The sequence below is a fragment of the Leifsonia sp. NPDC058292 genome, from assembly GCF_042880955.1.
Lineage (GTDB): Bacteria > Actinomycetota > Actinomycetes > Actinomycetales > Microbacteriaceae > Leifsonia.
Genome location: NZ_JBHVYL010000060.1, coordinates 1 through 12155, shown reverse-complemented (window position 1 = coordinate 12155; position 12155 = coordinate 1). Strand labels below are relative to the sequence as shown.

The window sequence follows — 12155 nt, the reverse complement described above, 5'->3', positions numbered from 1 at the left end:
GAGCCTCGGTGGGGGCGGCTCCGCCGCGTCTGGCAAGAATGAGGCCCCCGTCGAGAAGGCTTCGTTCGACAGCGTGCGCCGTGTTCTCGCTGCGATCCCCCGGCCGCTGGCCGACCGCCTCGAGAAGGAATGGCCGCAGGGGCTCCCCACCGACATCACCGAAGCGATCAGCCGCGTGATCGTCGACGAGCAGCGCACTGCCGAACAGGCCGCGGACCGGATCGCGCGTCGCTGGCTGGCGTTCGGTTACGACGACGACGCGAACTCCCAGGACGGCCGTGGCATCGATGCGCCGCTCGGGATGCTCTTGGAGCTGCTGTCGCCGTCGAAGTGCTGGGCCAACGACGCCCGCTGCGAGGACGGCCTGAACATCGACTCGGGCGTTGTCTGCGCGCGGTGCGAGGATGAGCGGGAGGACCGGCGCAGGGCGCAGGAGAGCGCTCAGGACGGGCCCTCCGGCCATCCCGTGGCAGAGGCGCCGGCGACGGCCGAGACCCCGACGTACACGGCCCCTGCCTACGTTCCGATGGCCCGTGAGGACGGGAAGTCGTACGGCGTGAACGTGGACCTGGCTCGGGAAGCCCGCCAGGCGGTGCTGGACAGCAAGTCGAGGGTGCGGCGGTGAGGCGGGGTGACTGTCCTCCCGGCAAATGAGGACAGGCGCCCCGTACCTCGTCGCGTGCGGGGCCCGTGCTGCGATCCGGGCCCCGCCGAGGACAGCCGTCCGGTGCTCGCTGTGCATCGACGTCGGCATGCGCATGGGAGCAGCCCCCGAGATGGCAGAGGTGATCGTCCGGCTTACTTCGATCCTCCGCCGCAACCCGCACTCGGACTTTCACAGCCCGTGAAAGACGCACCACCACAAACCGTGATCAACTGCCGTGAACAGGCAACCTGCCTCACCGGGCACGCTCGCTCACCCGCACCCGGCGTGCGTACGCTGAGGGCCTGCCGACAACGACTGGGGGACCTCCATGCACCCGTCTGACGAGCACGCTGGACGGCGCATCGCCGACCTACGAAAGATCAACGGAATGACGCAGGTCGGACTCGCCGAAGCCACCAGCTTCAGCGTCTCCCTCATCGCTCAAGTCGAGACCGGGAAGAAGCCCGCGTCCGCCGCACTTGTCGCCGCCGTCGCCCGAGCCCTCCACGTCGACATCGGCACCATCTCCGGGCAGCCTTACCAGGCCGAGCTACGGGCCGACCACCTCGAGCAGCTGATCGACCCGATCCGCGAAGGCCTCGACTGGTACGACATAGGGCCCGCCGATCCGCAGCTCCGTCCCCGCCCGACGGAGACACTGGCCGCGGTCGCCGACGACATGTGCGCCAAGGTCCGCGCCGGCCAGCTCCGCTCTGTTGCCGAGCTCCTGCCGTCCGTCATGGAGGAAGCCACCGCGGCCGCGTACATCGAGGGCACCAGCGAGGCTTGGGGCGTTCTCGGAACCGTGTACCGCAACGCGTACGACGTCTCCACCAAGCTCGGCTACCAGGACCTCTCAGCGATTGCCCTGGACCGCATGGACTGGGCCGGGCAGCGCGCCTCCGATCCCGTCCTGTCGGCGCTCCGCCAGTACATGCGCGCCCTCGTCCACCTTCGTACGGGCAAGTACGCGATGGGCGGACGTCTCATCGAAGCCGGGCAGCGGCTCCTTGAGCAGGCTCCCGAAGGAACCGAGCGCACTGCCATTAGCGGTCAGCTCCACCTCGGCTCATCGGTCATCGCCGCCCGCAACGGAGACCGCGACACCACCCTCGGCCACCTGGACCAGGCCCACCTGGCAGCCTCCCGCACCGGCGAGGTGCCGAAGATGCGCTGGGTGTCGTTCGGGCCGACCAACGTGGCCGCGCACCGCGTGTCCGCGCTCGCCGAGCTGAAGGACTACCGCGGCGCCGTCCAGGCCGCCGACAAGATGCGGATCCCCGCCGGATGGCCGCCCTCGCGTACAGGCCGGCACATGGTGGAGGTCGCGAACGCTCAGCTGTGGATCGGGCAGAACGAGGCCTCGTTCAAGTCCCTGCTGGTCGCCCGGAAGGTCGCGCCGCAGCAGACCAGGTACGACTTCACCGTCCGTGAAACGGTCGCCGCGCTGGTCCGGGCGCAGCGGTCTACGCCGGACACGGTGGCCAACTTGGCACAGTGGGTGGGTATTTGATTGCCGTTTTCCGATCCCCGGATCCGCTCTAGATCGCGTCAACGCCCCACTGGCCAGGAGCCGGTGGGGCGTTCGCGTTGCGCCATTCGAACCTTGCTACCCCATTGCGGCGCCATGAGTTATGACTTAGGGTTCAATGCGTGGCCGGACAAGCCTTTGCCGGTGCACTCGCCGGCCACGCCCCCACCCTGCAACCCGCAAGAAGCAGGGCTGGACGCCCACTGCACCACGCCCCAACCCCTCATGGAAGGCGAATCTTCGTCATGGCGCCCAGCCCTGTCCAAATCCAGCAGCTCGCCCTGTTCTTAGCCTGCCTCATCGCCGCCAAGGTCGATCCGACAACGCTCGCTGCCGCCACCGCGGCACTAAGCGCGGTGACGGCAGCTCAAAATCCACGATGACCCCACGAACGCCCCACCGGGCCCCAGCCAGTGGGGCGTTCGTGCACGTTCAGCCATGCCATTAAGGAGAATGCCCCCATGCGCCCCGCGACCACCACCCAGCCCTACCCCTCTGGCACTCAATGGACATTCACCGGCCGAGAATCCAGGTACACCGAGACCACGGAACTCACTCTCTACGCCGAGCCCGATTGCTCATCCATCACAGACGACTACCTGCCTGAAGAGATCAGTGCACCTGCGCTGTGGCGGATGTGGGTCGACAAGGTCGCCAACCTGGCGCACGAGAGTCACCCTCACCTGTACAAGCCGGGCGAGGTCACGATCCTGTGGACAGTCACTACACCGGCCGTCATGAACATTTTCGAGGCGGCACCGCACACCCGTCCGCTGCCGCAGGACCCGCAGTTGGTAAAGATGTTCGGTCCGTACGAGGAGGAGGACTTCCTCACCCACTACAGCACCCCTCGGCACGCGGTCACCGGGGAACGGATCAACTGGCTTCGGCTGCCCGTTATGGATCGCGGCTGGAACGCCACCACCATCAACAAGGGCGGCTTCATCCAGGAGGTGACCGGCTGGAAGCCCTCTCCCCTGCAGCCGACGATGGACATTGGGCAGATCGGTCGGGCGGCTGGCTTGTACGTCCCGAATCTCACGATCTAACTGTCGTTTCCGGAACGGAGAAGCATGACCACCGCCCCGCCCGACCTCCACGACCGTGCGGCCGCCATCCTCGGTACCAACGGAGGCGACATTCGCTGGCCCTACGGAATGAGTCCCGCCCAACGCAGCATCACCCGCGACGAATCGGCAGAGACCTACGCCGAACGCGTCCAGCAGCAGCAGGCCAAACAAGAAGCGATGGTGTCCTGGGCCGAGCAGTACGGCCTGAAGTACACCCCGCACGGCTGCTGTCCGGCCTGGCTTCGGGGCGCCGTCAACCGAAGGTGCCGTCCCTACCGCGAGCGAGCGGCCTGCACCCGCTACGCCAATGCATCCCTGGACCATGACTGGCTGGACCACGCTGTGGGCTGGCTGAAGGACGGCAAGCCGGCCGTCCTCACCTCCGCGCCGTACGGTCTCGAGCGCATCAGCGAGTTCGCCGAGAGGCTGGCCTACTGGACGCAGCAGGACCCGCTCCTGAAGGTCGTCACCGGCGGCGGTTGGTACAGCCCCGCCACCACACAAATCATCGTCTGGCGTACCGATCGCATCGAGGACGTGCAGCCCGCCACCCCGCCATGGGCCACCTGAACCCGCATTTCGCGGGACCCCATGAACCACAACAACGCCCCCACCGGCCGGAGCTGGTGGGGGCGTTGACGTGCTCCTGGTGGGCTCAGGCGCCTTCGTCGGCCTTCAGGGCCAGCGGCAGCGTCTCCCCGCCGCTCAGGATCGTCGCGCGGTCAGTCTTCGTACGGGGTCCACGGCGGAGCGTGCACCTCGCAGACCCCCGAGCAATGGGCGCACTCGAAGTCGTCCGGCATCCAGAAGCGGTTGTTCCAAAATCCGGTGCGCTCGCCCCACAACAGGTTCTCTTCGCCGCACCAGCCGCACGTGAGCACGAACCACACTCTGGATCCCTCTCCCCCTGCGCGCCCCGTACGCGCCTGCCTACAGGGTGCCCGGGATGGCCGTACGGCGACAACGGGCCCTTGCCGGGCGGGGCCCGGCGTCTCACGCGCTGCGACTATGCCCAGGCCAGTCCGGATCGTCCTGCGCGACCGGCAGTTCACCGTGGCCCTCATGCCACGCATTCACCCACCCACAGATCCCACAGGCATAGCGTCCGTTAAGTCCGGATACGACCGATCCGCACTGGCGGCAGTCGGTGGTGGTGATCTCCTGGCCGGCGAGGAAGGCAGCAGCAGCTTCCGCCGGACTGCCGGGCGCATCCTGCGCTTTCCGGGCGTGATCGGTGGGCCGGGTCTTCTTCTTCCTCGTCACGCAGCTGACCCTAGCCCTGGGGTGTTGGCGTTGCCGGAGATGGGGCCGCATTGCGGGCATGTCCAGGATCCGTTGGGGCCTTGTTGCGCGGTTCCGCCGCAGTTAGGGCAGTTCATGACGGTGTCCCCCTTGGGTGTTGTCGGCCTGACTCCTGAGGATCCTCCGGGTGTGCGGGCGGCGGTAGGGGTGTGCGGGGCGTGGCGCTCGTGTTGATCGTCGCCAACTGGCGATAGCTGGCACGCCCGCGAACCCGCCCCGGCTGTCAGTGCCCGCTGGCAGACTCCGCACCATGACGTCTCTCGGTGAGATCACAGTGACTGACTTGAACTCGTGGCAGGCCCGCGGGCTGCGCATCCTTTGCGAGCTGCAGGAGGGCGGGCTGAAGGCCGGCAGGTATCCGCTCGACTGGGCCGTCAACGCCAGCGGGGCACTGCGGGGGCAGGTGCACCGCTACGACCCAAAGCAGACCGACGAGGACCGGCGTGCGGTGTTCGACGAGTGGGTGCGTGTGCTGGCTGGTACGGCTCCACGGGAGGAGGAGCGGTGGAGCGGCGGCACGAGTCTGGTGTCTTTGTTCAAGGTGCCGACTGCCTCGGGTGAGGTGCGGGGGTCGATTGTTGTCGACTTTGATGAGCTGGTCGAGGAGTGAGGCGGGGCGTCTGAACTGGGCGTCGGTAGGGGTTGTTGGGCTTCCACCCGTGGGGTGGAGGCCCTTTTTTCGTGGGCGGGACCATGGGCAACCCATTGCGCCGCAATGGGTTATGAGTTAAGGTGGAGGCATCCCACCAAGGAGGACCCCATGACGGAACGCGCCCTCGCCCACAACGTGCAGGACACGCCGCACGCGGCGCTCCCCACCGTCTGGATCCTCACCACCGGCGAACTCTACGAAGGCGGCAACGGCACCATCAAAGGCGTCTACGCCTCGAAGGACCTCGCCAAAGACGACTTCCTCGAAGCCGTCCAGCACATCCCGTTCGACATCGACAACGCCTGGATGGACGACGCCCAGGCCGTACGCGTGGAAGGAGGCTGCGACTTCGTCAACCTCGCCCCGCACACCGTGAGGACACAGCGCGAACTCACCTAACCCCCACCCCCCACGCCGCCCCGGCCCACCCCCTTCCAGGGCCGGGGCAACATCAAACCGCAACCGGACCAGGCTGAACCCATGGATCCTTTCGCCCCGCTAGGCCGCTTCATCAACGACCAAGCCCAGCAGTGCACCTACTCGCCCGCCGACACCCCAAGCGCCGACTGCGGAGCCCCGGCCACCTGGCACATCCTGTGGAACGTCGACTGCGAAGTCAGCCTCGCCTGCGACCAGCACATGACCGTGGTCCGCTCCCGATACGTGTTCGTCGACTCCCACCGCATCGGCCCCGACTGCGCCATGCCGGGAGCTCTCTGGGATACCGCGGCCAAGCGCTGCATGTACCCCGACGAGCCAGTCGGCAGCACTGCGGCGGCCGAATTGCACACGCCCACTTGAGCCCCTGGGGCGGTGGTTCCGGCCGCCGCCCCACCCCCTTCCAGGGCCGGGGCGGACCCCTTCCCCAGCACTCGCCAGGACCTCCGAACCACCGAAAGAGGCGCCCCATGACCGCACTGCCAAGCCACCCCCTCGTCCTGGCCGACCTCACCGAAGGGAAGCGCACCATCGCCTGGGACCACCCCTCCACCTGCACAGACCACGCCAACTGCGAGATCGTCCGACGCCTCAAGAACGCCATCAACGGCGACTGGTTCGACCTCACCACCGAACTCACGCCCGGCATCTACATGGTCGGCGACTTCGGCTTCCACGGGATCACGTTCGTCGACGATGACGACCGCACGTTCGACACCGAGGCAGACATCCGGCCCGTCACCCGACACGGCCTCAACCTGCCCGCCGGCGGCATCGTCCCGTTCGGATGCGCTTGGTGTGGCACCCCGAAGCGCCAGCACGGCCGCCGCTGGGACCAGGCCAAGGGCATGCACTCGTGGGAGCAGCCGTCCCAGGAACAGACGTGGCTGCGGATGCTGGCCCGCCGCGCTACCCGCCAGTCTCCCCGTCGCCAGACCCTGACCGCCGCCTGACCCCCCTTCCCGACCGCAGGGAACACCCCGCCCAAACGGCGAGAGCCTGAACCCACGCCCTCTTCCCAGGAGCCGCCCCATGCCCGAGCCGTACTACCAAGACGACCAAGTCACGCTGCTCCTCGGAGACGCCCTGGACCAACTCCGAACCCTGCCCGACGGATCCGTCGACTGCGTTGTGACGTCGCCCCCGTATTTCGCGCTTCGCGATTACGGCACGGCCGGCCAGTACGGGCTGGAGGCGACGCCCGCCGAGTACGTCGAGACGATGCGCGCCCTGTTCACCGAAGCCCGCCGCGTGCTCGCCGACGACGGGACCATGTGGATCAACCTCGGAGACAGCTACTCCGGGTCCTGGGGCAACCAGGGTCGCGGTGAGCCGCGGCCGATGAAGCAGGAAGTTCACGACGGCCGCTACCCCGCCAAGGAGACCCGCACCGGTTCCGTCCCGCCGGGAACGCCGCCCGCGAAGAACCTGCTCGGCGTCCCGTGGCGGGTGGCGTTCTCGCTGCAGGACGACGGCTGGATCTTGCGTAACGAGGTCATATGGCAGAAGCCGAACGCGATGCCCGAGTCCGTACGCGACCGTCTCAGCAGCAGGCACGAGCACCTGTTCCTATTCTCGAAGTCGCAGCGCTACCACTTTGACCTGGACGCCATTCGTGAGCCGTGGAAACCGGCCAGCGTAGATCATCACGAAAAGTACGGCGGCCGATATGACGCGCAATACGAGCCGCCCGGCATCAAGCACAGCGGATCGTCCAGCACCCTGCAATACGCAAAGGTGAACCCGCTTGGGCGCAACCCAGGCGACGTGTGGTCGATAACGACCAAGCCGTATCCGGGCGCGCATTTCGCGGTGTTCCCGATCGATCTGCCGCTGCGCTGCATCAAGGCCGGCTGCAAGCCCGGTGGGACCGTGCTGGACCCGTTCTCCGGCAGTGGCACCACCGGCGCCGCAGCTCGGGAGCTCGGCCGGAAGTACATCGGCATCGACCTCAACCCCGAGTACCACGACCTCGCGAAGGACCGCTTCGCGCAGGGCGTCCTCGACTTCGGCGGCGCCGCATGAGCGCCTCGTGACCACAGCAGCGCAGCGCCCGGGGCGAATCGGGGCGCTGCACGCCCCATCCTCTCGCACCGCCCAGGAGGCGACCATGACCGAACCGACCACAGCCGACCGGATCCGCGCCCTCACACTCCTCGAGGCCGCCGACCACCTTCGTGACGCGCACTTCCGCGACGGCATGAGCGTGTTGGAGATCGGCACAGCGCTGCGCAACACAGCCGACGACGCAGACCCGATGGTTGGCAGCCTCGCCCGTGACGGATACGGCCTCAACGAGATCGCCGCCATGCTCGCCGAGCCCGCCGTGCCGTCTGTGCCCGCCGACACCGACCTTCGCGAGCGGGTGGCTGCCGCCCTGTTCGAGTACAGCAACCCTGGCTTCCGCTGGATTGATGCCAGCCCGCATGACCGGGCCGCATTCAGCGACGACGCCAGCGCGTTCCTGGCCGTCCTCCCCGCGCCTGCCGACCGGGCCGCCGTGCTGCGGGAGGCCGCCGACCTGATCGAGGGACATGACTACGATCCGGGCGCAGTTGAGCCCGTGAACGTGTCCGCCTTCACCTTCGCCGAACTACTTCGCCGCGCGGCCGATGATGCGCAGCAGGACAGCGGAGCCGACGCCAGCGACCTGGCCATGGTGTGCCGTGAGTGCCTAGCCCCCGTGATCTGGGTTGACGGGGCGAACGGTGGTTGGTGGAACCACACCGTGCCCGCCGAGGACGGCCACAGCATCGTGCCGAAGCCCCTCCTGCGCACCGCGAGCCGCATGGCCGACGAGGCGCAGCAGGCTGACCGTGCCGACACCCTCGCGGGAGAACCGTTCGTCTACACGGACGCGGACGCCGCCCAACTCACCATCGCAGCCCACGACGACGGCGGCCGCCCCGTCGTGTCCGTGGTGGCCGACGAGGGCGTGTACGTCCTGCCCGAGGACATCGAACACGTCGTCGCAGCGCTCCGCGACGCACGCCGGAACGTCCAAGCGATGCACGACGAGGCGCTGCAGGCGGGAGAGAACCGATGAGCGTCGAAATGCTGCGGACGTACCGCTACCGGTGCGACGCCACCGGATGCCCTTCCGAGGCCCTCGCCGAAGAAGGTGCACCCGCCGACTGGACGGTGGTGTCCAGCATCGCGCACCATGTCAGGCCCCCGCTGCCGCCGTTGAAGTCGCCGCGCTCCCGGCTCCGCGCAACGAGCGCCGACGGTGCCCGCAGCCTGGGCCAGTTCAAGCTGCACCTGTGCCCCAACCACCCGGACGCCCTGGCCGGCCACCTGCCGCGCACCGACAACCTCGACCCCGCCGGAAAGACGCAGGTGAAGGTGTCCTGCTCTTGCGGCGCCAAGGTGGGATTCATGCTGGAGGACCCCCGGGAGGGCTGGCGCAGGCACTACGAAGAGGCCCGCCGCCTGACCGACGGAGCGCAGCAGGAGGTCGACCGTGCCTGAACCCACCTACAGCGACGACTTCTACGCCCACCTCCGCGACCGGGCCAACACTGTCGCCGCCGAACTCCACCGCCGCCTCACCCGCCTCCACGAACTCGGCACCGGCCCCGAGCGCCGCGACCCCGACGCCGAGCACGTCGTCCGCGGGGAAACCATCGGCCTGCGCAACGCCCTCGGCATCCTCCTCCAGCCTCCCGGCGGCAACCCGTCCCAGCGCTTCATCGAGCACGTCGGCGACAACTACTACCTGAATTGGATGAAGGAACAGAAGGATCAGTGTCCGTCCCGTGTCCATAGCCTCTGGTACCCCTGCCCCGACGACTGCACCAAGCCGCTGACCGACGAGACACAGCAGGCGAGGGAGGGCCGATGACCGACGACGGCACGCATCAGGGCAGCGGCCCCGCCAGCGGCCTCACCCTCCACCGCGGACTCCTCGAAAACTGCCCCGCCCCCGACTGCCAAGACCGCGCCGCCGAACAGGACGACGAGAGCAAGCCCTACTGCACCGGCTACCGCTGCCAGGACTGCGAGCCCGACGACGGCTGCTGCGAAGCGACCTGCGACTGCTGCCCCCGCGTCAACGAACACGACCTGTGCTCCCTCGCCCCCGGATCGGAGGAGGACTCCCAGTTCTGCCGCCAGCACGGTGAGGGTTGGCTGTCCCCGCTGAACTATCGGGCGCAGCGAATGTACGACATCCTCCGCAACGCCTGACAGGAGAACAAGACCATGCCCGAGCAGCAGGACGACGACGTCGAGCCGGAGCTGACCGAGGTACAGAAGGCGTACAACGTCGCCAAGTACGAACTGTTCGGGCTCGCCGCCTACGGACACTGCACCTACACCAATGGCGAGCTGCTCACCGACGAGGGCAAGCGGCGGCAGCAGGACTACAACGACCGCATCACCGCCGCCCAGGCCCGGTTCGAAGCAGCCGCCCTCCGGAAGTCCGCCGAGTTCTTCCAGGGCGTCCTGGACGCCGTGCAGGCACCGCAGGAGGACCCCCGGTACTGGACCGCCGTGCACCACATGGTCCAGGGCCTCCAAGGCCAGGCCGCAGACATCCTGGAGGGGAAGTGACCGACTCAAGCCTTACGGACCGGATCGAGAAGGTCATCGGCCCCACCATGCTGCTCGGACTCCAGGACGCCGAACTGCACGACGAACCCGGCACACAGCGCATCCGTGAATGGGTCACCTGGATCGCGGGCGCCATCGCCCCAATCGTCACGACCGAAGCGGAAGCCGAACTCGAGCGCATCCGGGCCGCCGTCACCGAAGGCAAGTACCGCGATCTCGGCCGCCCCCTCACCACATCCGACATCCAGGTCGCCCACGACATCACCCGCAAGGCGCTCGCCGAAGCCCTGGACGCGGGCCTGCACCTGAACTGGTCGCAGCTCGTTGCCGAGGCGCAGCGCTGCCACGCAGCGAACGCGGCATGGAAGGCGGACGTCGACCGCGTCCGCGAACTGCACGTCCGCAACCGTCACACCGGATCCTGCGAGCACTGCTCCGCCGGCGACTACCCGGACTACGACGTCCCCTGGCCCTGCCCCACCATCGAAGCCCTCAACGGCAGGGAGAGCTGACCGTGGGAGCAGCCCTGCACCTCGCGCATGTCCAGCAGACGCCAACCCGAAAGCGGAAAAGGAAGGGCGGCGGCAGCGGCGGCGGAGACGACTACGACGCCCTCATAGCCCGCGTCTACCAGGACCAGCGCATGACGCCCGAGGCCCGGGAACTGATCCTCCTCCTCGCCTGGCTCAGCGCCCGCGACCCGAACCGGTACGACACCGACGGGAACCTCATCAGCTGGAGGAAGCGCGCCTCAAAGATCCTCGGCGAGTACGGTCCCGGCCAGCGCAAAGCATCCCGCCTGGCAGACCTGCTGTACGCCGACCGCCCCCGCTACGAGGTTGAGCGCGACGGATGGGAGCAGCGACACTGCGCAGCACCCATGATCCGGCGGGCCGGCCTGTGCGGCCAGCCTGGCGTCGATCACGACTACACCGTCGACCAGGACACCGGGTGGCGGACAGCAGTCTGGTACTGCCGCCGTCACGAGGCGTGGGGCCGCGACCTACGCACGCAGCGTCTCGCCAACCCCGGCCCGGAGCCCATCCCGAACGCGGGCGGACTCGTCACCTCGTACCTGATGGCTGAAGGGCAGGAGCAGGCGTGGGCCCGCTTGTACAAGGAGGCCGCCGCATGGAACTACGACCGGAGCTGGGAGCCACCGAAGACGTACGGCGTCGTGGCTGACAACTGGCCCGTTCCTGGCAGTGACCCAGTGCCGACGCGTGCTCGGCTTCGACTGGTCATCGGCGGCGGCCTGGAGGACGAGTGACGGATCTGCTGGCCCGTATCACCGACACGCGGAAGGCCCTCGAGAAGGCCGCACCCGCCCCTCTCCCGGGCCAGCAGGCCATACCCGTCGCCACGATCGCCGACCACCACTACGAAGGCCGTGGCGGGCCCTGTGAGGCCGAATGGTTCACCGTCCCGTGCGGAAAGCACCGCGACGCCCACGAGTACATCGGAGTTGAGGACGCATGACCACCGACGACCAGCCGCCCGTAGACGATGCGCCAGAGCCGACGCGGGAGGAACGCATCGAGGCCCTCGCGGCAACTCTCTGCGGCATCTACCACTGCGGTGACACCATGGACGAGCTCGAGGAAGAAGACCCCGAGCAGGCACGCACGCACCGGAGAGCGGCCCGGCGCCTGCTGAAGTGGTTGGAGAAGGCGCCCGAAGACGAGTTGAGGGACGAGTGGCGGCGCGGCTACGACCGCGGCAAGGAACGGCAGAAGCAGCGCACCGCCAGGGACTTCGAGCGACTCGAGGCTGAGGTTGCCGAGCTGCGTCAGGACCGCGACCCCGAAGGCCTGCGCTCCCGCATCCGGGACCTCGAGTACGTTGCCCGCGGCTACTCCCGCATCGTCACCGGCGGATCAGACCTCCGCAGCGACCTCGCGGACGCTTTGAAGCGTCTCGCCGAGGCCCAGCGGGAGCTCGCCGAGCTGAAGGGCGTGCAGC

Annotated in this window: 19 protein-coding genes; 18 read left to right on the top strand and 1 reads right to left on the bottom strand. The window is 68.1% G+C overall.

All coding sequences use genetic code 11. The features are described from left to right. The 4 genes from ACFVWR_RS18380 to ACFVWR_RS18365 form a co-directional block, all read left to right on the top strand. Window positions 1-625, top strand: a 625-nt coding sequence (locus tag ACFVWR_RS18380; protein ID WP_387215618.1) for a hypothetical protein, incomplete at its 5' end; no start/stop codon positions are given. Between the two features lie 349 nt (window positions 626-974). Further along, the gene (locus ACFVWR_RS18375) at window positions 975-2159 is read left to right on the top strand and encodes a helix-turn-helix domain-containing protein (RefSeq protein WP_387215615.1); all 1185 of its coding nucleotides are present in this window, start codon (window positions 975-977) and stop codon (window positions 2157-2159) included. A 479-nt stretch (window positions 2160-2638) separates the two neighbouring features. Next, window positions 2639-3226 carry a hypothetical protein gene (locus tag ACFVWR_RS18370; protein WP_387215612.1) on the top strand — a complete coding sequence of 196 codons (588 nt, stop codon included), beginning with the start codon at window positions 2639-2641 and terminating at the stop codon, window positions 3224-3226. Window positions 3227-3250: 24 nt separating this feature from the next. Next, complete coding sequence (locus ACFVWR_RS18365; protein ID WP_387215609.1) at window positions 3251-3817, top strand: hypothetical protein; 567 nt, start codon at window positions 3251-3253, stop codon at window positions 3815-3817. A 423-nt stretch (window positions 3818-4240) separates the two neighbouring features. Here the strand turns inward: ACFVWR_RS18365 and ACFVWR_RS18360 are convergent, their stop codons facing one another. Beyond that, window positions 4241-4510 carry a hypothetical protein gene (locus ACFVWR_RS18360; protein ID WP_387215606.1) on the bottom strand — a complete coding sequence of 90 codons (270 nt, stop codon included), beginning with the start codon at window positions 4508-4510 and terminating at the stop codon, window positions 4241-4243. A 289-nt stretch (window positions 4511-4799) separates the two neighbouring features. Here ACFVWR_RS18360 and ACFVWR_RS18355 point away from each other — a divergent pair, with 289 nt between their 5' ends. The 14 genes from ACFVWR_RS18355 to ACFVWR_RS18290 all read left to right on the top strand — a co-directional run. Then, entirely contained in the window at window positions 4800-5159 is a 360-nt protein-coding gene (locus tag ACFVWR_RS18355) for a hypothetical protein (protein ID WP_387215604.1), read from the top strand. Window positions 5160-5309: 150 nt separating this feature from the next. Beyond that, window positions 5310-5600, top strand: coding sequence for a hypothetical protein (locus tag ACFVWR_RS18350; protein WP_387215601.1), 291 nt, complete (start codon window positions 5310-5312; stop codon window positions 5598-5600). A gap of 81 nt (window positions 5601-5681) precedes the next feature. Next, window positions 5682-6002, top strand: coding sequence for a hypothetical protein (locus tag ACFVWR_RS18345; RefSeq protein WP_387215598.1), 321 nt, complete (start codon window positions 5682-5684; stop codon window positions 6000-6002). Window positions 6003-6109: 107 nt separating this feature from the next. Beyond that, window positions 6110-6592 carry a hypothetical protein gene (locus ACFVWR_RS18340; RefSeq protein ID WP_387215595.1) on the top strand — a complete coding sequence of 161 codons (483 nt, stop codon included), beginning with the start codon at window positions 6110-6112 and terminating at the stop codon, window positions 6590-6592. Window positions 6593-6671: 79 nt separating this feature from the next. Further along, entirely contained in the window at window positions 6672-7664 is a 993-nt protein-coding gene (locus tag ACFVWR_RS18335; protein ID WP_387215593.1) for a DNA-methyltransferase, read from the top strand. An 85-nt stretch (window positions 7665-7749) separates the two neighbouring features. Then, window positions 7750-8685, top strand: a complete 936-nt coding sequence (locus tag ACFVWR_RS18330) for a hypothetical protein (RefSeq protein WP_387215590.1) — start codon at window positions 7750-7752, stop codon at window positions 8683-8685. Next, window positions 8682-9110 (top strand): hypothetical protein, encoded by a 429-nt coding sequence (locus ACFVWR_RS18325; RefSeq protein ID WP_387215587.1) that lies wholly within the window; start codon window positions 8682-8684, stop codon window positions 9108-9110. The genes ACFVWR_RS18330 and ACFVWR_RS18325 overlap by 4 nt, the downstream gene beginning before the upstream one ends. Beyond that, complete coding sequence (locus tag ACFVWR_RS18320; RefSeq protein ID WP_387215583.1) at window positions 9103-9483, top strand: hypothetical protein; 381 nt, start codon at window positions 9103-9105, stop codon at window positions 9481-9483. The genes ACFVWR_RS18325 and ACFVWR_RS18320 overlap by 8 nt, the downstream gene beginning before the upstream one ends. Then, window positions 9480-9827 (top strand): hypothetical protein, encoded by a 348-nt coding sequence (locus tag ACFVWR_RS18315; protein ID WP_387215580.1) that lies wholly within the window; start codon window positions 9480-9482, stop codon window positions 9825-9827. The genes ACFVWR_RS18320 and ACFVWR_RS18315 overlap by 4 nt, the downstream gene beginning before the upstream one ends. A 15-nt stretch (window positions 9828-9842) precedes the next feature. Further along, window positions 9843-10193: a hypothetical protein gene (locus ACFVWR_RS18310; RefSeq protein WP_387215577.1), complete on the top strand. Its 351-nt coding sequence runs from the start codon at window positions 9843-9845 to the stop codon at window positions 10191-10193. Continuing rightward, window positions 10190-10705: a hypothetical protein gene (locus tag ACFVWR_RS18305; protein WP_387215574.1), complete on the top strand. Its 516-nt coding sequence runs from the start codon at window positions 10190-10192 to the stop codon at window positions 10703-10705. Before ACFVWR_RS18310 ends, ACFVWR_RS18305 begins: the two co-directional genes overlap by 4 nt. 2 nt (window positions 10706-10707) lie before the next feature. Next, the gene (locus tag ACFVWR_RS18300; RefSeq protein WP_387215571.1) at window positions 10708-11463 is read left to right on the top strand and encodes a hypothetical protein; all 756 of its coding nucleotides are present in this window, start codon (window positions 10708-10710) and stop codon (window positions 11461-11463) included. Next, entirely contained in the window at window positions 11460-11672 is a 213-nt protein-coding gene (locus tag ACFVWR_RS18295; RefSeq protein WP_387215568.1) for a hypothetical protein, read from the top strand. The genes ACFVWR_RS18300 and ACFVWR_RS18295 overlap by 4 nt, the downstream gene beginning before the upstream one ends. Continuing rightward, window positions 11669-12155 (top strand): hypothetical protein (locus ACFVWR_RS18290; protein WP_387215564.1); only part of this gene is annotated, 487 nt, incomplete at its 3' end. The genes ACFVWR_RS18295 and ACFVWR_RS18290, both read left to right, overlap by 4 nt.

What these genes read in the sequence shown, in the direction of transcription:
- ACFVWR_RS18375 (WP_387215615.1), top strand. Translation starts at nt 975, where the DNA reads ATGCACCCGTCTGACGAGCACGCTGGACGGCGCATCGCCGACCTACGA.
- ACFVWR_RS18370 (WP_387215612.1), top strand. Translation starts at nt 2,639, where the DNA reads ATGCGCCCCGCGACCACCACCCAGCCCTACCCCTCTGGCACTCAATGG.
- ACFVWR_RS18365 (WP_387215609.1), top strand. Translation starts at nt 3,251, where the DNA reads ATGACCACCGCCCCGCCCGACCTCCACGACCGTGCGGCCGCCATCCTC.
- ACFVWR_RS18355 (WP_387215604.1), top strand. Translation starts at nt 4,800, where the DNA reads ATGACGTCTCTCGGTGAGATCACAGTGACTGACTTGAACTCGTGGCAG.
- ACFVWR_RS18350 (WP_387215601.1), top strand. Translation starts at nt 5,310, where the DNA reads ATGACGGAACGCGCCCTCGCCCACAACGTGCAGGACACGCCGCACGCG.
- ACFVWR_RS18345 (WP_387215598.1), top strand. Translation starts at nt 5,682, where the DNA reads ATGGATCCTTTCGCCCCGCTAGGCCGCTTCATCAACGACCAAGCCCAG.
- ACFVWR_RS18340 (WP_387215595.1), top strand. Translation starts at nt 6,110, where the DNA reads ATGACCGCACTGCCAAGCCACCCCCTCGTCCTGGCCGACCTCACCGAA.
- ACFVWR_RS18335 (WP_387215593.1), top strand. Translation starts at nt 6,672, where the DNA reads ATGCCCGAGCCGTACTACCAAGACGACCAAGTCACGCTGCTCCTCGGA.
- ACFVWR_RS18330 (WP_387215590.1), top strand. Translation starts at nt 7,750, where the DNA reads ATGACCGAACCGACCACAGCCGACCGGATCCGCGCCCTCACACTCCTC.
- ACFVWR_RS18325 (WP_387215587.1), top strand. Translation starts at nt 8,682, where the DNA reads ATGAGCGTCGAAATGCTGCGGACGTACCGCTACCGGTGCGACGCCACC.
- ACFVWR_RS18315 (WP_387215580.1), top strand. Translation starts at nt 9,480, where the DNA reads ATGACCGACGACGGCACGCATCAGGGCAGCGGCCCCGCCAGCGGCCTC.
- ACFVWR_RS18310 (WP_387215577.1), top strand. Translation starts at nt 9,843, where the DNA reads ATGCCCGAGCAGCAGGACGACGACGTCGAGCCGGAGCTGACCGAGGTA.